The sequence below is a fragment of the Polaribacter sp. 2405UD43-2 genome (genome assembly GCF_058147125.1).
In genome coordinates, this window is sequence record NZ_JBYVJX010000003.1 from 317,178 (window position 1) to 337,191 (window position 20,014).

The window sequence follows — 20,014 nt, forward strand, 5'->3', positions numbered from 1 at the left end:
TTATAGCTATAAAAAACAATGATTCCATTGAATATCATCAATAAAACCCTAACAATAATTTGAATGTATTGTGGTTTTCCCATTTATAATTGATGCTTTTCTAAACGTCTATACAAAGCTGCTCTGGTTAAGCCTAAATCTTTAGCGGCTCTAGAAATATTACCTCGATGCTTTTCTACTGCCTGCTGAATTAACAACTTTTCAGTTTCCTCTAAATTTAAATTATTTTCTAAATTTAAAGGTGTTTTTTTTGCTGAAAAGTGCAAGTCTTCTGGCATAATTGTATCGTTATCTGTAATAATTACAGCACGTTCAATAATATGTTCTATTTCTCTAATATTTCCAGGCCACGGATAATTGTTTAATCCTTTTATGGCTTCTTTACTAAACCCGTTAATACTTTTTCTATACTTCTTATTTAGTTTTTTTAAGAAATGATTTGCTAATAATTCGATATCTCCAATACGATCACGAAGCGGAGGCAAGTTTAATTCAATCGTATTTATTCTAAATAATAAATCTTGACGAAATGTTTGTTCATCTACCATTTGATGAATATTTGCATTGGTAGCACAAATAATGCGTACATCAATTTCTCGTTCTTTTCCTTCACCCAAACGAGTGACTTTTCTATTCTGAACAACAGTTAATAATTTTGCTTGTAAGTGGAGTGGAAGATTGCCAATTTCATCTAAAAAAATGGTACCTCCTTTAGCGAGTTCAAACCGACCAATAGTATCTTTATGAGCATCTGTAAACGCACCTTTTACATAACCAAATAATTCGCTTTCAAATAAATTTTCATTCAGAGAACCTAAATCTACGTGTATAAACGGATGATTTTTACGTTCAGATTTTAAATGAATTTCTTTAGCAAACACATATTTTCCTGTTCCATTTTCACCTAAAATTAAAATGTTTGCATCAGTTGGCGCAACTTTTTGAGCTAAATTTACAGAAGATTGCATTGCAGGAGAATTTCCAATAATATGTTCGGTCTGTTGATGAAAATCTTTGTCATTTAATTTCTGAACCGTTTCTAATTGCGTGTTTTTTCTTTTAGAACGTGCCAATTCTACACCCGCATTTACAACTCCGTATAATTTTTCGGTATTCCAAGGTTTTAGTATAAAATCAGTTGCACCTTTTTTTATCGCATCTACTGCTAAATTAACACTACCAAAGGCAGTCATTAAAATTACTGTGGTTTCTGGACTAACTTCTTTTATATGTTTTAGCCAATACAAACCTTCTTTTCCGTCTTCAAACCCAATCCTATAATTCATATCTAACAACACAACATCTACAGTTGTAGCTGTTAAATGATTGCTTATTTTCTTCGGATTGTTGGCTGTAATTATTTCAGAAAAATATTTTTTTAAACTAATTCTTGCTGAAAATAAAATATCGTCATCATCATCAACAATTAAAATGGTAGCGTCTTTTTTTCTCATACTACATAGTTACATATTTGTTTGAATACGAACAAGAAAATGTTCGTTTTTGAACACATAAAAATTTGAATTTAAATTAATTGACTGATAATAAAGGTTTTAATTATTTGTTTTTTGATGGCATATTTCTGGCATCTACCTTACCAAACGAACAAAAAACAAATGGATAAGCAAATAAAACCTAAAAGTAAAACCACCAAGAAAATGTTACTATGGGGAATTCCGATTTTAATTTTATCAGTAATAATTTTGATGAATTTAACACGTAAAAAACAAGTAAACTTACAAAAAGACTCTTTAAGTATTAGAGAAGTTTTTAAAGGCGATTTTGAAGATGTTGTACTATTTAACAGCACAGTTGAGCCTAAAACATCGGTTTTGGTAAATGTAATTCAAGGAGGTTCGGTTTCAGAAATTTTTGTTGAAAGCGGGCAAATGATAAAAAAAGGAACGCCGCTTTTAAAAGTGTACAATCCAAACGCAGAATTAAATTATTTAACGCAAGAAACTGCCATTGTAGAACAGATAAATAATCTAAGAAATATTCGTGTAAACATTAAAAATCAGCAATTAAATTTAGATCAACAATTATTGAGTATAAGTAATGATTTTAGAAATGCAAAGCGTCAATATAAGTTAGACTCTACTTTATATAGTAAAGAAGTGGTTGCTAAAAACGATTATCAAAAAACAGCTCAAGAATATACATTTCAAAAAGAAAGAAGTGGAGTTATTAAAAAAAGTGTTTCCGAAGAAAAAAAGAGTAGAAGTGTACAATTAGCAAGAATTGATGTTTCTATTGCCAATATGCAAAAGAGTTTAGATTTGTTACGAAAAAACAAAGAGAATTTTACGGTAAAAGCTCCTGTTGATGGACTTTTATCATCCTTCAATCCTATTTTAGGACAAAGTTATAATCAAGGGCAGCCTATTGGAAAAATAGATGTTTTAGATGGTTATAAATTAGTTGCAAACGTAGATGAATATTATATTTCTAAACTAAAAGAAGGCATCAATGGGAGAGTTGCTGTGAATACTAAAAACTATGACATTACATTATCTAAAGTATTATCTGAAGTTGTAAATGGACAGTTTCAAGTTGAATTAAAGTTTACAAATGATGCTATTCCTCAAAGTATAAAAAGAGGAATGTCTTTAAAAACAAAAGTATTCTTGTCTAACGATAGTAAAGCTTTGTTAATTTCTAAAGGTCAGTTTTACCAAAGTACAAACGGAACTTGGGCTTTTGTATTAAATTCTGAAAATAAAGCAGTAAAGAGAACTATTAAAATTGGAAGAGAAAACCCTTTTTATTACGAGGTTTTAAGTGGCTTAAAAGAAGGTGATAAAGTTATAACTTCTAGTTATGATGATTTTGAAAAAGTAGAAGAAATAAATATTCAGTAAGTAAAAAAAATACAAAGTTAATGTGAGTTCGAGCGCAGTCGAGAACTATTAATAATAAAAATTAAAAACATATAAAATGATAAAAATAACAGATTTAGTTAAGGTTTACAGAACAGAAGAAGTAGAAACAACTGCTTTAAACAAGTTGAGTTTAGAAGTAAAAGAAGGAGAATTTGTATCTATAATGGGAGCTTCTGGTTGCGGAAAATCTACCTTATTAAACATTATTGGTTTATTAGATGCACCAAATAACGGTAGCTATCTTTTTGACGGAACCGAAGTTGCGAAATTCAATGAAAAACAAAGAGCAGGTTTGCGTAAAGCAAACATCGGATTTGTGTTTCAAAACTTTAACCTAATTGATGAGCTTTCAGTATACGAAAATGTTGAATTGCCTTTGATTTACAACAAGGTAAAATCATCTGAAAGAAAACAACGAGTAAATGAGATTTTACAACGCATTGGTATTGCGCATAGAGCAAAACATTTTCCGTTGCAATTGTCTGGTGGTCAGCAACAAAGAGTAGCCGTTGCAAGAGCGTTGGTAACCAATCCGAAGTTGATTTTAGCGGATGAACCTACAGGAAATTTAGATAGTAAAAGTGGTAATGATGTGATGGAATTACTAACAGAATTACACGCCACAGGCGCAACCATAGTTATGGTAACACACTCTTCTTACGATGCTGAGTTTTCATCAAGAATTATCACATTAAAAGACGGAGAAATCATTTCAGAAAAAACCAACGAGCATAAAGTAGATGTTTTAGTTAATTAGTTTTGAGAGATAGAAAACGGGAATCTAAAACAAATAAAAAAGAGAACAGATGTTACAAATTTGGTTTAAAATATTTTTTAGAAATAGTAAAAAGAATTGGCTAAACATTTTAGTAAATATCTTCGGGTTAACACTAGGTTTTGCAGGTTTATTAATAGTGTTGTTGTATTTAAATGATGAAGAAAGTTACAATGCAACTAATACAAATGTGAATGAAATTTACAGAGTAATTCATAAAATGTCTGATGGAGATGTTTGGTCTAATAGTACCAATGTTGAAGGTCCAAAATATGTAGAAGAAATACCAGAAATAACTAATTTTTATTTAAGTGATGGTTGGTATGGAGATTTTGTTGTAAAAATTGATGGTAAAGAAGTTTACACAAGAGATATGTTACGTGGAAATGAGAACTTCTTCGACTTTTTCCCTTATAAAATAGTAGAAGGAAGTGTAAAAGCTTTTAAAGAAGTTACTACAAATGCAGCCATTTCAGAAGCACAAGCCAAAGTTTATTTTGGTAAGAAATCGGCAATTGGTAAAAGTTTTACTTTTAGAGGAAAAACCTATGTTATTTCTACAGTTTATAAAATTGAAGGAAAACATTTTTATATGCCAAAAGTTATTACACAGTATAAAGAACATCCAGAAGGGAATTGGGGAAGTTTTTCTAATAACTTATTTATAAAAACCAATAAAGCTGTTGTTTTAGATGAAATTACTAAAAAAGCGAATAAAGTTTGGTTTGATAATGCCATTGTACCAGAAGCTGAAAAAGAAGGAATATCTGTTGAAGAGTTTGAAGAAAAATACGGGGCAGAAATTATTTTTGAACCTCTCAAAGATATTCGATTAAAAACAATAGCAAATGAAGCAGGACCGGAAGGAAAAGGAAATTATCAGTTAATATTAATTATGTTGTCTTTATCAATTTTATTAATCATAATCTCTTGTGTAAACTTTATTAACCTTTCCATAGCTTCTGCAACACAAAGAGCCAAAGAAGTGGGTGTAAAGAAAACTTTAGGATTGTCTAAAGCTTCTTTAACAAGACAATATGCGTTAGAAATTGTTTTACAAGGTGTTGTTGCTTTTGTATTATCATTAATTTTAGTTGAGTTGATTTTACCTTCGTTTAACGATTTTATGAGAAAAGACATTTCAATATTAAATTTTGAGTTATTAGCTAAAGTTGGTTTGCTATCCATAATAATATCTCTTGCAATTGGTTTTATTCCAGCTGTTTATCTATCAAAATTTAAATCAGTAGAAGTTTTAAAAGGAAATGTATCTAGAAGTAAACAAGGTGTATTTGCTAGAAATGTAATGTTGGGCTTACAGTTTTTAATTTCAGGATTCTTTTTAACAGGATCTATTATCATCAATCAACAAGTAAATTATATGATGAATAAAGACCTTGGTTTTAACGGAGAACAAGTTGTTGGTGTGGTTATGAATAAATATGAAAATAGGTTTCAAAAATATCTATTAGCAAAAAATGAACTGATAAAACACCCAAATATTGAAGCCATTACAAGCAATTCTTTTACCATTGGTGGCGGAAGTTCGTCTTCAACAAATTCAGAATATAAAGGAATTACTGTACAAGCAAACGCAAATGCAATCGATTTTAATTATTTAGATGTTATGGATATTAAAATTGTAAAGGGAAGAGGTTTTAAAGAGAGTAGAGCGTCAGACACCATTAAAAATATTTTAATCAATGAAACATTAGCAAAAGCATTCAATATTTATGAAGATCCAATAGGTAAGAAAATTAATTTAGGTTTTAATAGTGATGATAATGATGGAAAAAATATGACTGTTATAGGTGTTGTAAAAGACCATCATACGAGAGGATTAGATGCTAAAATTCCGCCAACATTTTTTATGCATTGGAATAGTTATGATTGGATGAAGAGTAACTTTCAATTCATACAGTTTAAAATTAAACCCAGCAATATTCAAGAAACCTTAAAATATATCGAAAATTATTGGAAAGAAAACATAGAAGAAGGATACCCATTTAGTCCAGGTTTTGTAAACAAACGTTTTGCTAGAACGTATAAAAAATATCAAAATCAGCAAACTTTGTTTTTTATCTTAACATCTGTTGTAATCATCGTTTCGTTGTTAGGTTTGTTTGCATTGGCAACGTTAACCATCCAGCAAAGATTAAAAGAAGTGGCAATAAGAAAAACATTAGGCGCTTCTGTAAAAGAAATTATGTTCGAACTCATAAAAAGCTTTTTAAAAATCACTTTAATTGCTTCGGTAATTTTAATTCCAATCGCTTATTATTTTATGCAAAACTGGTTAGAAAACTTTGTGTATAGAATAGATATGCCAGTTTTTCCATTTATAATTACACCAATTATATTAACTGTTTTAGTATTTGTTGTAGTCGGATTAAAAGCATTTAACGCCACAAAAGTTGATTTAATTAAGTACTTAAAGTTTGAATAAAATGAGAAAAAAAATATTTTTGAACCTCTTAAGATATTCCTTTAAAAGCAATAGCAAAGAAACTGTATCAGGAGGAAAAAGTATATATCAACTCATATTAATTATGTTGTCTTTATCAATCTATTAATAGCATCAGCAAAACAAAGAGCCAAAGAAGTTGGTGTAAAGAAAACTTTAGGGATGTCTAAATCATCTTTAACTAGACAATATGCGTTAGAAATTGTAATGCAAAGTTTTAGCTTGTATTATCATTAATTTTAGTAGAACTTGTTTTACTATCATTTAATGATGATTTATGAAAAATAGATTTCAATCTTAAATTTAGAAATATTAACTAAAACTGGGGTAATCGCAATTTATAGCAATATACACTACTAGAAAGTTAAATATACACATTCCAAATAAGTTGTTTATTTAATTGGCTGAACAAAAAACACCTCTTTTATGAACAGATACCCTTACCAAACGCACATTAATTCTTTGTATTTTTGTTAAGTATTAGAATCTATCTATAGCGATAATAAAATAATTTTAATTAAACTTAAACAATTAAGAAATGATGTTAAAGGATTTAAAATCAGTCAATCAATCAATCAATAAAATAAATAAAGTATTTTTTACATTAATCATTTTTACTATTTTAGTTTTTACAGCCTGTAGTAAATCAGTAGAAGAGAATATTACCCCTCCAGAACCAGAAGTAAAAGAGAAAGTTAAAAAAGTATTAATTATTGGAATTGACGGTTGTAGACCAGATGTATTAACATCTGCAAGTACACCAAATATTGATGCTTTAATTTCAAATGCAACCTATTCTTTAGATGCAAGATGTCTGTTTAGAACTTCGAGTGGTCCTGGTTGGACTTCAATGTTATCAGGTGTTTGGCAAGATAAGCACGATGTAAGATGGAATGATATGAGTGTTGGTAAATATGATAAGTATCCTCACTTTTTTAAGAGAATTGAGGAAGCAGATTCAAAAAATAGAACCGTATCAATTGTACAATGGAATCCAATTAATGATGGAATGGCAAAATTAGCAGCTGATGTTGTTATAAATGCTGCTACTGATGAAATTGTTACTAAAGAAACTATTAAAGAGTTAACTAATAATAATCCAACAGTATTGTTTTCACAATTGTCTAATGTAGACTATGCTGGTCATAGTACAGGTTTTAGTGCGTCAAATCCTAAATATGTTTCTGCAATTGAAACAAAGGATAAGGAAATAGGAAGTATAATTACTGCTTTAAAGGCTAGAAAAACTTATAAAAATGAAGATTGGTTGATATTATTAAGTACAGATCATGGAGGTATTGGTAAAACTCATGGAGGAGGATCTGAAGAAGAACGTACTATTTTTGTTATTGCCAGTGGCGACAACGTACCTAATAAAAAAATAGAAAAAACCACTTCACAAGTTACAGTAAAGCCAGTTACAAATTGTTTGAATAGTGATTCGGAATTGGTGTTTGATAATACAACAATAAGCGTACCTCATCAAAAAAAATTTAATTTTGGGGCATCTCAAGATTTTTCTATTGAATGTAGAATACGTTCAAATCAACTTGCAGATGTTGGTATTGTTGGTAAAAAAGACTGGTCTCATGGTAGAAAAAAAGGTTACATTTTTTCATTTAAGCCTGGAACTAAAAAGTTTAAAGTAAATGTAGGTGATGGAACCAATAGAGTAGATGTTGAGACTAGTGAAATTACAGACAACGAATGGCATACAGTTAGTGCTACTTTTGACAGAGATGGAGATCTTAAAGTGTATGTAGATGGCGCTTTAATAAAAACTGCATCTATTGCATCAATAGGAGATATAAATAACAATTTACCTTTTGTTATAGGTGCAGATAGTAATTTAAAATATAAATATAAAGGATCTCTTGCCGAAGTTAGAATATTTAATACTTTGTTAGATGCGAGTGAAATAAATACTTGGAAATGTAAAGTATTAGATAATACGCATCCAAAATATGCAAATGTATTAGGACACTGGAAATTAACCGAAGGTACAGGAACAACAATAAATGATTCTAGTACAAATAATTATAATGGAACTTTAGCAAATGGTGTATGGAATGATACTTCAGCCTCTACTGTAAAAATTGTTCATAATTATGATAACACACCAAGAACTGTTGATGTTGCTGTAACTGCTTTAACTCATTTATGTATAGATATAAAATCTAGTTGGGATTTGGTTGGAAAGTCTATTATAGAAAAAGATTGTAAATAAGTAGCATATTAGAACTTTTCAGTAACGATATAAGTAGTTAAATTAGTTTTTTATTATATACGACAATTTATGGTTGAGTTCCCTTTTTTAAGAAAAGTTACTTTGTAAACTCGTAATGACGCTTACTTATTAGATCTATAAAAAGGATGTTGTTTCAATCTCTAACGCAAAAACCAGCTTTTAGCATTTCTAAAAGCTGGTTTTTTATAACAAGACCTCACAGGTTTTTAAAAACCTGTGAGGTCTGTTTATTATTAATTTAGTTATTTTCAATCCAAAGTCTAGCATTTACAAAAGCTTCTAACCAAGGCGAAACTTCATCTTTTCTACCAGCAGGATAATTAGCCCAACTCCATTGGAAAATAGAACGTTCTATATGAGGCATCGTCACTAAATGTCTTCCTGTTTTATCACATAATATTGCGGTATTAAAATCAGAACCATTTGGGTTATTAGGATACCCTTCATAACCGTATTTGGCAACAATATCATAATTTTCTTCAGCTTCTGGTAAACTGAATTTTCCTTCTCCGTGAGAAATCCAAACACCTAATTCTGTGTCTGCTAAAGAACTTAACATTACCGAATTATTTTCTTGAATTTTAACCGATGTAAAAGAACTTTCGTGCTTTTTAGAATCGTTATGGATTAATTTTCCGTGTACTTTATGGTCTGGATTTATCAAGTCTAATTCCATCCATAATTGAGCTCCGTTACAAATACCGACAGATAAAGTATCTTCACGTTTAAAGAAATTCTTAAGAGCAGTATTTGCTTTTTCGTTGTATTTAAAAGCTCCAGCCCAACCTTTCGCAGAACCTAAAACATCAGAATTAGAAAAGCCACCCACAGCACCAATAAACTGAATATCTTCTAAGGTTTCACGACCAGAAATAAGATCGGTCATATGAACATCTTTTACATCAAAACCAGCCAAATACATCGCATTTGCCATTTCGCGTTCTGAGTTAGAACCTTTTTCTCTAATAATGGCTGCTTTTGGCTTTACTGTTGTCTCCTCGAGCGTAGTCGAGAGGTTATTATTAGATCTCGACTGCGCTCGACCTGACAATACAGAACTTAATTTACCATCAAAATTTTCTGGAAATTTATAGGTTAAAGGCTGATTTTTATAATTATCAAATCTATCTTTTGCTAAACCGTTTGCAGTTTGTTTATCATCTAATAAATACGAGGTTTTATACCAAACATCTCTCATTTCAGTAACATCAAAAGAGAAGTTGTCTTCATTGTTTTTAATAGTTACTGTCCCAGAATTATTTGCAGTTCCAATGGTAAAAAATTCAATATTATTTTCTGCTAAAACAATTTCTATAGAAGCATCTGCTTGAAAAACAAGTCCTGAATTTTCAGCAAATAAAACCTTTATAGAATCTTCTTCATTCAACCTAGAAATATCGAAATCTGCACCTAAATCAACGTCAGCAAAGCACATTTCTAATAAAGTAGTTATCAATCCACCAGACCCAACATCGTGTCCTGCAGAAATTTTATCAGCTTTAATTAAATTTTGAATCGTGTTAAACGTATTTTTTACAAACGCTGAATTTTTAACATCAGGAGCTTCATTTCCAATGGTATTTAAAACCTGGTTGAAAGAGCTTCCTCCTAATTTAAAATCATCTTGAGAAATATTAACATAATAAATGTTTTCTCCGTTTTGTTGTAAAACTGGTTCAACTACTTTAGAGATTTCATTACAATTGGCAGCAGCAGAAATAATAACCGTTCCCGGAGAAATTACTTCGCCGTCTGGATATTTCTGTTTCATAGAAAGCGAATCTTTTCCTGTTGGCACATTGATTCCTAAATCGATAGCAAATTCTGAAATTGCTTTAACAGCTTTATATAAACGCGCATCTTCACCTTCATTTTTACAAGGCCACATCCAATTTGCAGAGAGCGATACACTCTTTAGGTTTTCTTTTAAAGGCGCCCAAATAATATTGGTTAAAGATTCTGTGATTGAATTTCTACTTCCTGCTTCTGGATGAATTAATCCAGAAATAGGTGAGTGGCCAATAGACGTTGCAATACCTTCTTTTCCATTATAATCTAGTGCCATAACACCCACATTATTCAACGGAATTTGTAAAGGGCCTACACATTGTTGTTTGGCAACTTTACCACCAACACAACGATCTACCTTATTTGTTAACCAATCTTTACACGCAACAGCTTCTAACTGTAAAACTTGCTCTAAATAGATTTGTAAATTCTTGGTTTTATATCTTGAATTTTTATAATTTCTTGTAACCGTTTTATCAGTTAAAACTGTTTTTGGCGAAGAACCAAACATATCTTCTAAAGCTAAATCCATTGGTTTATCACCTTTGGTTTTAGATTCAAAAGTAAAACGATCGTTTCCAGTAACATCACCAACAGTGTACATTGGCGAACGCTCACGTTCAGCAATTTTTTGTAACTTATCAATATGTTTATCGGCAATAACTAATCCCATTCTTTCTTGAGATTCGTTTCCGATAATTTCTTTTGCAGATAAGGTCGGGTCACCAACTGGTAATTTATCTAAATCAATTTTTCCTCCAGTATCTTCTACTAATTCAGATAAACAATTTAAATGTCCACCCGCACCATGATCGTGAATAGAAACAATAAAGTTTTCATCACTTTCTACCATTCCACGAACAGCATTTGCAGCACGTTTTTGCATCTCTGGATTCGAACGTTGTACCGCGTTTAACTCTATTCCAGATGCAAACTCTCCAGTATCGGCAGAAGAAACCGCAGCACCACCCATTCCAATTCTATAATTTTCTCCACCAAGAATTACAATTTTATCGCCTTCTTTTGGAGTGTCTTTTATTGCTTGAGAGGCTTTTCCATAGCCAATTCCGCCTGCTTGCATAATTACTTTGTCGTAACCTAATTTTCTAGCTTTAGAATTACTTGAAGACGAGTTTTCTTCATGTTCAAAAGTTAATACAGAACCTGTAATTAAAGGTTGCCCAAATTTATTTCCAAAATCAGATGCTCCATTAGATGCTTTAATTAAAATATCTATTGGTGTTTGGTATAACCAATCTCTGGCTTCAAATTTTTGTTCCCAAAATCTATCTTTTTCTAAACGAGAATACGAAGTCATATAAACGGCTGTACCCGCTAAAGGTAAAGAGCCTTTTCCTCCAGCAAGTCTATCTCTAATTTCTCCACCAGAACCAGTTGCGGCACCATTAAAAGGCTCTACAGTTGTTGGGAAATTATGCGTTTCTGCTTTTAATGAAATAACAGATTCATAATCAGAAGTTGTATAGAAATCTGGTTTGTCTGCACTTTTAGGTGCAAATTGTTCCACTTTAGGGCCTTTAATAAAAGCAACATTATCTTTATAAGCCGAAACAATATCGTTTGGATGTTGTTTAGATGTTTCTTTTATCATTTTGAATAGAGAAGTAGGTTGCTCTTCTCCATCAATAACAAAAGTTCCGTTAAATATTTTATGACGACAGTGTTCTGAGTTTACTTGACTAAAACCAAAAACTTCAGAATCTGTTAATTTTCTACCTATTTTTTTTGCAACACTTTCTAAATATTCAACTTCTTCATCACTTAAAGACAAGCCTTCTTGTATGTTATAAGCAGCAATATCATCAATATTTAAAATAGCTTTTGGTTGAATATTAATGGTAAAAGTATCCTGATTTAATCCCTCAAATTTTTGAGAAATCATCGGGTCAAAACCTTTAAATTCTTCAGCAACAGATTCAAATTCTTCAATTCTAATAATATCAGAAATACCCATATTTTGAGTAATTTCTACAGCGTTTGTACTCCAAGGAGTTATCATAGCTGCTCTTGGGCCCACAAAAAAAGCGTCGAGTGAAGACGCTTCTATTTTATTTTGATTGCCAAATAACCAAGTTAATTTAGCAGTTGTTTCTGAAGTTAATTCTTTTGTTGTTTGAACAGCGAATACTTTACTGTTTTTGTTTCCAAAGAAATGAATCATTTTAAAAGTTGTGTTTGCGTGTTGTTGTAAAAATGCAAATTTACTTTTTTTCTTTTTATTTTAAAGGATTTATAATTATGAAAAAAGATAGTTATTCACTTTATTTTAACATCTGAATTTGATATGATTTATTTGATGATTTTAATAGTTTTGATAGCTTTTTTTCTATAAAAAAGATTTAAGAAATATATTCCTTTTTTTAGTTTAGAAACGTCTATTTGTTTATTTTTTATAGGACCTTTTAAAACTTCTTTACCTAAATAATTGTAAATAAAATATTTATTTACTTTAAGGTTTGAGTCAATTTTTAAAAAACTAGAAACAGGATTTGGGAAAACTTTTACTTTTTTAATTTGATTTTTATCAACAGATAAAATCCCTGTTCCCCATTCGTACCAAATTTCTCCTGTAACATTTGTAATATCTTCTGTTTGATTTCCGTTACCACCAGAACCATTATTAAAAATAATATTGATTGATGAAACTCCGCTAAAAGTGTATTTATACCATTCAGAATTATGTGTTTGCATATCAATTCCTGGCCAAGTTTGGTTTGCTAAATTTCCTGAAGGAGTAGCATTCCACCAATAAATTTTTGGAGTAGTATTCCAATTTGCATCAGGTTTAAAATACACAGTAATATCTGGAATACTGCCAATATTGTAGGTTTTTGTAATGATATTAGATTTGTTATTTTCATTGTCAATTGCAAAAACTTTAAAAGTTGTAGTTTCTGTAATATTAATTGTTACAGTTGATGTTGCTGATGCTGAACTTGTAGTAGGTTCTGAGCCATTGGTAGTGTAGTATATTTTTGGATTTGCATCAGAAGAATCTGTTGCATTTATAGTTACATCAATAGCATTAGGCGCATAATTATTTTCTGGAGTAAAAGTAACTTTTGGAGCTAAATCTTTGTTTTTTCCTACCCAAACGTGTTGTATTTTTGTTTTTTCGATATTTCCTTTTGTATCGGTTATTTCGATATAATAATCTAATAAAACTTCAGATTTTCCTTCAATTTTTGCATAGTATTGGTCAGCAATATATTCTGGTAAAACAAAAAAATCTATTTCCGAGTCGTTTGTAATATTTCCTTTAGGAAAAAATCTTTTAGTCATAGAAATAGTTTCCCAAGAACCGACCGAATTTCCACCAGCATAGGTTTCATTTTCATTATTTGATAATGGATTTTTACCATCTTTATCTGTTCTAAACTTTAATTTAGCAGATTGAATTCCGCTAACATCAAAAGCAAAAGTCCAGACTGTAAAATCAGCAGAATTTAGATGTTGTTTATATCCGTAAGTTGGTCCAAAACCTATTTCACCAGGATTGTAAGGATATCTTTGCGGAATAAAAACGGATGGTTTTGTGTTGTCTATATTGGTATTTGCAGCGATAACTTCTTTTGCTAATTTAACGGCATTATTTGAGGCTATTGTTTGTTTTATTTCCATATCTATAGCTTTTCCATAATACATATATCCGCTTGTAAAACCAGGCAACAATGCGTTCCAAGCTAGTTCAGATTTTTTAGAATTAGCAGAAGGTTTTACAATGTTTTCGATTTTATTATTACCTTCTAAATCTTCTGCCATAATTACAAAATTTTCGGCTGCTGTTAAAACTGCCCAATTTCTTGCATCTTCTGTCCAACCATTTACATCAAACTTAAAATCTGAAGTATACATTGGCCACAACCAATTTATAAATTGTGGGCTTCCCCAATCGTTTGCAGCATTTACCCAAGAGCCGTCTTCAACCTTAACTAAAGAACTTTCATGAACAGGATTATCATTTAAAAATTGCTGAATTGTATTTGGAGTATATCCTTTGCTAGCAGCAGCATTCGTAAAGTTTTTTACAGCTTCTTGATAGTAACTTGAACCTCCACCCCAAGCATTATCTCCATCGTGAGCTAATAATACTATTGATGGATGATTTGGGTCTGAAAAAGGAGCAATATTTGCATCAATATCTGCTGTGCTTTGTTCAGAAAAACCATCTTTATAACTCAATAAATCTGCCATTGGTATTACATTTATTTTGTACTCTATACCTGTTTCTGGATTCACATATTTTGCTTTATGAGCTTGATAGGCGTAAGGTGCAGCAAATGTACCTCCTCTTCCATCAATTTGCCCACTCCACCAATTTGTACCATTTGTAGCTACTTTGTCGGCTTTGTTTGGAGGGTTTGAATTTACACCAGAAGTGCCAAAATTTGTGTTTGGATAATCGTTTAAAGTTCTTGCTAAATGACTATTTGCAACCACAGACCAATCAAAACCTTCTTCTACTAAAACTTGTATAATTCTTTCAGAAAATGAACATTCTGCAGGCCAATATCCTTTAGAGATTGTTCCGTTAAAATTATTTTCTACTATATATTTATGACCTTGAATTTCTTTTTTTAAAACTCGATCAGAAACTAAAGGAGATAATACATGATGCCAGGTAAAACCAGTTACATCCATTCTTGGAAAATTATTTGACGTTTGCCAATTTTGTGCTTCTTTGATATTATCTTTCCAGTTTTGAGTATAGCCCCAAGCATTATTTGTAGCTAAAGAATTGATGTTTTCTATTAAACAACCTCCATAATTTACTTGAGCTCCAGCATTTTTATGATGCTTAATGGAGTTTATTGCATTTTTAGTTTCCCATTGATAGGCCTTTACTCTGTCTGCTTTGCTAAAAATTTCTTGTAAATTATTTAAAGGATGCGCCAAACCACTTGCATAGTTATTTTTTCCATTTTGTTTTAGTTGATAAGATTCCCATACTTTTTGATATTCAAAAGGATTACTTACGCTTTTATCTGGCCAATAAATAGGTTGTTGCATATGCCAGAGGTAAGAAGTATGTACTTGAGAATTTATAGAAAAGATAATAAAAAACAAGAAAAAAAGTAATTTATATTTCATATGAAATCAATTGAAAATCAACTTGATAAAGTTACTTTTCACTTAGATAAAAAGCAAGAATAAGATATTAACATTGCGAAAACGTGTTCGTAATATTTTTTTCAACCTTATAAAAACACTATGCTAATTAGATTAGTTTACTATTATTTTTTTAGAAATACTAGAAGTATTATTGGTGATTTTCAACAAATACATCCCACTTTTTAAGTTTTTAATCCTAATTTTATTATTGGTAGTATTAGGCTTTTTATTCTGATAAATTTTAGAACCTAAAATAGAATATAAAGTTATGGAAGAAACATTTAAGCCCTGAGGAATGTTAATGATAATTCTATTTGTAGCACTCGGGTTTGGATACACAGAAATGTTTTCTAGCAAAACAATATTTTCTACAGATAAAACAGCACCCCAAATCTGACTAACAAATTCTGGATGGTCAATAAACGGATTTCTGTTTCCTTGAAAAGTATAAGCTTCATTATTTCTAACGGTTTCTCTTGTACTTACAGGATCGTTTGTATGCCATTTGTATAATAATTTAATATACCAATCTTCATAAACCTGATTGTTTGTTCCGTTTAACGGATTATTATTATCAGTATGAGGATCCCAAGAACTACTTGTAACATCATCTTCATAACGCGTTGCAAAATAAAATAACATTCTTGCAATATCTCCTTTAAACTCATCAATAGGTTCAAAAACGGTGCCTGAATAACCAAAAGCAGTATTTGCTCCAACTTTAGATCCGTTATTAGATTTCCAAGTAAAATTAGTAACTTCTCCAAAAGGATAATTGCTTCTTCTTCCATTTACATATCCATCAGAAGGAACAACGTGATGAATATCTGAACGCATAGGATATCTTTTATTAAAAAAACCTTGCGGAAAAATATGCTCTCTATTATAGCAATCGTTTTCTGAATTGTAATTGCCACATTTTCTTGTATTATGGTTGTAATTGTAAGCATCGTTATTAGAAGAAGATGTTGCAGGATTTTCTGAATACATATCTAAAACAGTGTTGTCTTTTTCGTAAAAAGAATCGTTATCTGTTTTAATGTATGCATTGTATAAAGCATTATAACCTTTGTCTGTATGACCGTTTTTAATGATAGATTTTAATTGTGTTTTTAAAGCATAACCACTGCCAGTTGCATTGTTATAATAGCCAGTTGGAATTTGCGAAAACCCAATAGAAATAGAAATGATTGATAGTAATAAAGATAATTTTTTCTTCATTATTTTTTGATGAATTTTGTTGAGTACAATTTATTTTCTACTTCAAATTTAAGAATATATATTCCTTTAGATAAAGATTTTAAGTTAATTTTTTTATTTGGATTTTTAAATGAAGTTATTTTTTTACCAAGATAATTATATATTGAAATATTTTTTATTGTCAGATTTTTACTGTTTTGTATGTTTAAATTTACATCAACAGGATTTGGATAAAAGTTTATTCCTGTAAATAAAAAACTTTTTACATTTAAAGTAGTATTGTGTTTGCCAATATCATCTACAGTGTCTTTAGAGAAAATATCCCATTCATTATTAATATCAAAAGAAGTGTTTGGTTGGGCAACACCACTTTTTCTTCTTAGTGTTTTATCTCTTGCAAAGTTTGATGAGCCACCATTGTAAGTACCAATAATATCAATTAAAACATCATTTTTAAATAAACCTACAGGATCATTACCATTAAAATTAAGTGGGTCTCCAAAATTTGTAGCACTTGAGTTTGGCTGTACATAATCTGCTTCATCTTTTAAAGTTTGATTTGTAGCACTTCCATTAATTAAAACATAAACTTCTCCTTTTTGTAAAGTTCCAGAAAGATTTAAAGGTGTTCCCCAAATATGCCCATCTTGTCCACCATTTTTTTGCCTTTTAATACTATATCCACTTAAGTTAACATCAGCATTGGTAACATTTACAATTTCTAATGCTTTGTTGTTACTAGAACCTTCTACATATTCAGAAAAAAATAATTCATTAGCAGTTGTTGTAGAGCCATCTGTTGTAGTTGCATTTACTGATGATGATAAAGCTGATTTATTACCTACAGCGTCTTTTGCTAATATTTGAACAGCATAAGTTGTAGCGTTGCTTAAACCTGTTATAGTAAATGTTGTTAAATTTGTTGATGCTTTTAAACTACTATCTATATAAATATCATATTCTGTAACTGCAGTATTATCTGTAGAAGCAGACCAAGTTGCAATAAAACTTGTTCCGGTTTCATTACTAATTACAATATTTGAAGGAACACTTGGTGCTTGTGTATCTTTTAAAGTAGTTACATTTAGAGGTGTACTTTGCAAAGATTTATTACCAGCAACATCTTTTGCTAACACTGTTATTGAGTAAGAAGTATCTGAGTTTAAATCAGCAATATTTATAGAAGTATTTGTAGTATTGGTTTTTAAATTTCCATCAACAAAAACATCGTAACTTGTTACTTTAATATTATCTGTTGATGCTGTCCAAGAAACATCAACAGAAAAAGTAGTAATATTTGCAGCTGTAAGATTGGTAGGAATTGTAGGTGCTTCAGTATCAGAATTTGTATAAATACCCCAAGTATCTTCTGCTTCAGGACCACCCCAAATTCTAGTTGCCAGTCTTGGGTTGTCTATAAACGGATTTCTGTTACCTTGTGCATTTGCATTAGAAATATTTTCGTGATAGGTATTTCGTTGTTTTTCAAAATCTGAAACAGGATCATCTGCATTCCATTGTAAAAATAAATCGATCATATCATCTGGAGTAGAAGAGGAGCTGCCTATACCCACATTGGTAGGTAAACATCTGCTGCCATAGCGTAAATACATATACATCATCATTCTAGCAACATCACCTTTCCATTCATTTCCAGGAAACCAACCACTACCTGATGCACCAGAGGCAACACCAGAACCTGTAGTAAATTTTTTATTTCCTCTCGATGAATTTCTTTGTACATCTGAAGGTCTTAAATGATGTGCATCTGCACCAGGACCAGAAGTACCCAAATTTGGAGTTCCTAAAGAACGAGAATATACGTGCTCACGATTCCAACCTCCAACACTACCACTATTATTATTTACGCCTCTAGTTCTATCGTTTGTAACGTTAGAATCAGAACCATTTTCCCAACCATAAACTAATAAAACTTGCGAATTATTTTGTGGGTTTTTATCGGTAATTTTTGAAGCATCCCAAATTTGATCATAAGATAGCGTTCTAGTATGGCTAGTAATGATTTTTGTGGCTAAAGCATTTTTTAAAGTTATACCTGTTAAGTTTAGGTTAACATCGTTATAATAACTTTGTTGCGAGAATGTTGTTAGTGTAATGAATACAAAAATCCAAAAGCAAAGTAATCTTTTTATCATAATATATACTATTAAATTAAAACGATTTCTTTTTCTGTGATACTAAATTTTTATACGAGCAATTAAAGTATAAAAATTATTTTTTTTCTAATAAAGCCATATAAAATCCGTCGAAACCAGAAATATGAGCTAACACTTTTTTGTCTTTTACAAAGGTAAACTCTTTACCAGCTTCTGATGTTAAGAAAGTATGAACTTGGTTTTGATTTTCTGATGGTAAAATAGAACAAGTTGCATATACCATTTTACCTCCTGGTTTTACCATTTTAGAATAACTTTGTAAAACTTCTTGTTGTACTTTTTTTATGTTTTCTATAAATTCTGGTTGTAATTTCCATTTAGAATCTGGGTTTCTACGGATAACTCCTAAACCAGAACAAGGAGCATCTATTAAAACTCTATCTGCTTTATTGTGTAATTTTTTAATTGGTTTTGTAGAATCAATTACGCGTAAATCTATGTTATGAGCTTTGTTTCTTCTGGCTCTTATTTTTAATTTTTTTAATTTGCTTTCGTAAATATCCATTGCAATAATTTGTCCTTTGTTTTCCATTAAAGCTGATAAATGCAAGGTTTTACCACCTGCACCAGCACAAGTGTCTACTACTTTCATTCCTGGTTTCACATCTAAATATGCAGCCACTAATTGTGAAGAAGCATCTTGCACTTCGAAAAAACCATTATGAAAAGCTTCTGTTTTAAATACATTGGCTCTTTCTTCTAAAACTAACGCATCTGGGTAATTAGGAACAAATTGCGTAATTACATTTTCTGTTCTTAATTTTTTTTGAAGCATTTCTTTAGAAATATTTAACGTATTTGTTCTTAAAACTACATCTGCTTTTTTGTTTAAGACTGCAATTTCTTTGGTCCAAATTTCTTCTCCTAATTCAGAAACACACAATTCATCCATCCAATCTGGAATTGATTCTCTAAATTTTCTGGTTTTAGATAATTCTGCAAAACGACCTTTAATTCTTCTTTCTGGCACATCACCTATTTGATTCCAATCTGGTAATGTAATTCCTCTTAAAATACACCAAACAGAAAATAAACGCCAGATATTATCTCTATCGTAAGGAAGTTTTACTTCTGCAATTTCTGCGTATAAACGATTCCAGCGTACAATATCGTAAATGGTTTCTGCAACAAATTTACGATCTCTTGCGCCCCAACGTTTATCGCGTTTTAGTGCTTTTTCTACAGCTTTGTCTGCATAAACTCCTTCATTAAAAATATCTCTAATGCTGTCTATAACTGCAAAAGTTAAGTTTCTGTGTAATCTCATTGTAAAATTATAATGGGATGCAAATATACGCTAAATTATAGGTTTTTAATTTTTCTTTTCTTTTTTAAATAGTTAAATTT

11 protein-coding genes are annotated in these 20,014 nt (G+C 30.6%); 5 read left to right on the forward strand and 6 right to left on the reverse strand.

Annotated elements, in window-relative coordinates:
- Positions 1–83: 83 nt before the first annotated feature.
- On the reverse strand, positions 84–1,454 hold the full coding sequence (locus tag ACY2RX_RS06655; protein ID WP_490103190.1) for a sigma-54-dependent transcriptional regulator: 1,371 nt from the start codon (positions 1,452–1,454) through the stop codon (positions 84–86).
- A 162-nt stretch (positions 1,455–1,616) separates the two neighbouring features.
- Here ACY2RX_RS06655 and ACY2RX_RS06660 point away from each other — a divergent pair, with 162 nt between their 5' ends.
- The 5 genes from ACY2RX_RS06660 (at position 1,617) to ACY2RX_RS06680 (ending at position 8,348) form a co-directional block, all read left to right on the forward strand.
- The gene (locus ACY2RX_RS06660; protein ID WP_490103191.1) at positions 1,617–2,861 is read left to right on the forward strand and encodes an efflux RND transporter periplasmic adaptor subunit; all 1,245 of its coding nucleotides are present in this window, start codon (positions 1,617–1,619) and stop codon (positions 2,859–2,861) included.
- Positions 2,862–2,937: 76 nt separating this feature from the next.
- A complete protein-coding gene (locus tag ACY2RX_RS06665) occupies positions 2,938–3,639 on the forward strand; it encodes an ABC transporter ATP-binding protein (protein WP_490103192.1) in 702 nt (233 codons plus the stop codon).
- A gap of 49 nt (positions 3,640–3,688) precedes the next feature.
- Positions 3,689–6,103 carry an ABC transporter permease gene (locus ACY2RX_RS06670; RefSeq protein ID WP_490103193.1) on the forward strand — a complete coding sequence of 805 codons (2,415 nt, stop codon included), beginning with the start codon at positions 3,689–3,691 and terminating at the stop codon, positions 6,101–6,103.
- Positions 6,104–6,217: 114 nt separating this feature from the next.
- Positions 6,218–6,358 carry an FtsX-like permease family protein gene (locus tag ACY2RX_RS06675; protein ID WP_490103229.1) on the forward strand — a complete coding sequence of 47 codons (141 nt, stop codon included), beginning with the start codon at positions 6,218–6,220 and terminating at the stop codon, positions 6,356–6,358.
- 301 nt (positions 6,359–6,659) lie between these two features.
- Complete coding sequence (locus tag ACY2RX_RS06680; RefSeq protein ID WP_490103194.1) at positions 6,660–8,348, forward strand: LamG-like jellyroll fold domain-containing protein; 1,689 nt, start codon at positions 6,660–6,662, stop codon at positions 8,346–8,348.
- A 259-nt stretch (positions 8,349–8,607) separates the two neighbouring features.
- Here the strand turns inward: ACY2RX_RS06680 and purL are convergent, their stop codons facing one another.
- From purL to ACY2RX_RS06705, 5 genes are all read right to left on the reverse strand, one after another.
- Positions 8,608–12,339: a phosphoribosylformylglycinamidine synthase gene (purL, locus tag ACY2RX_RS06685; protein WP_490103195.1), complete on the reverse strand. Its 3,732-nt coding sequence runs from the start codon at positions 12,337–12,339 to the stop codon at positions 8,608–8,610.
- Between the two features lie 128 nt (positions 12,340–12,467).
- Entirely contained in the window at positions 12,468–15,269 is a 2,802-nt protein-coding gene (locus tag ACY2RX_RS06690) for a starch-binding protein (protein WP_490103196.1), read from the reverse strand.
- A 132-nt stretch (positions 15,270–15,401) separates the two neighbouring features.
- Positions 15,402–16,511, reverse strand: a complete 1,110-nt coding sequence (locus tag ACY2RX_RS06695; protein WP_490103197.1) for an endonuclease — start codon at positions 16,509–16,511, stop codon at positions 15,402–15,404.
- A complete protein-coding gene (locus tag ACY2RX_RS06700; RefSeq protein WP_490103198.1) occupies positions 16,511–18,646 on the reverse strand; it encodes an endonuclease in 2,136 nt (711 codons plus the stop codon). The genes ACY2RX_RS06695 and ACY2RX_RS06700 overlap by 1 nt, the downstream gene beginning before the upstream one ends.
- Before the next feature lie 76 nt (positions 18,647–18,722).
- Entirely contained in the window at positions 18,723–19,934 is a 1,212-nt protein-coding gene (locus tag ACY2RX_RS06705; RefSeq protein ID WP_490103199.1) for an RsmB/NOP family class I SAM-dependent RNA methyltransferase, read from the reverse strand.
- Positions 19,935–20,014 lie beyond the last annotated feature (80 nt).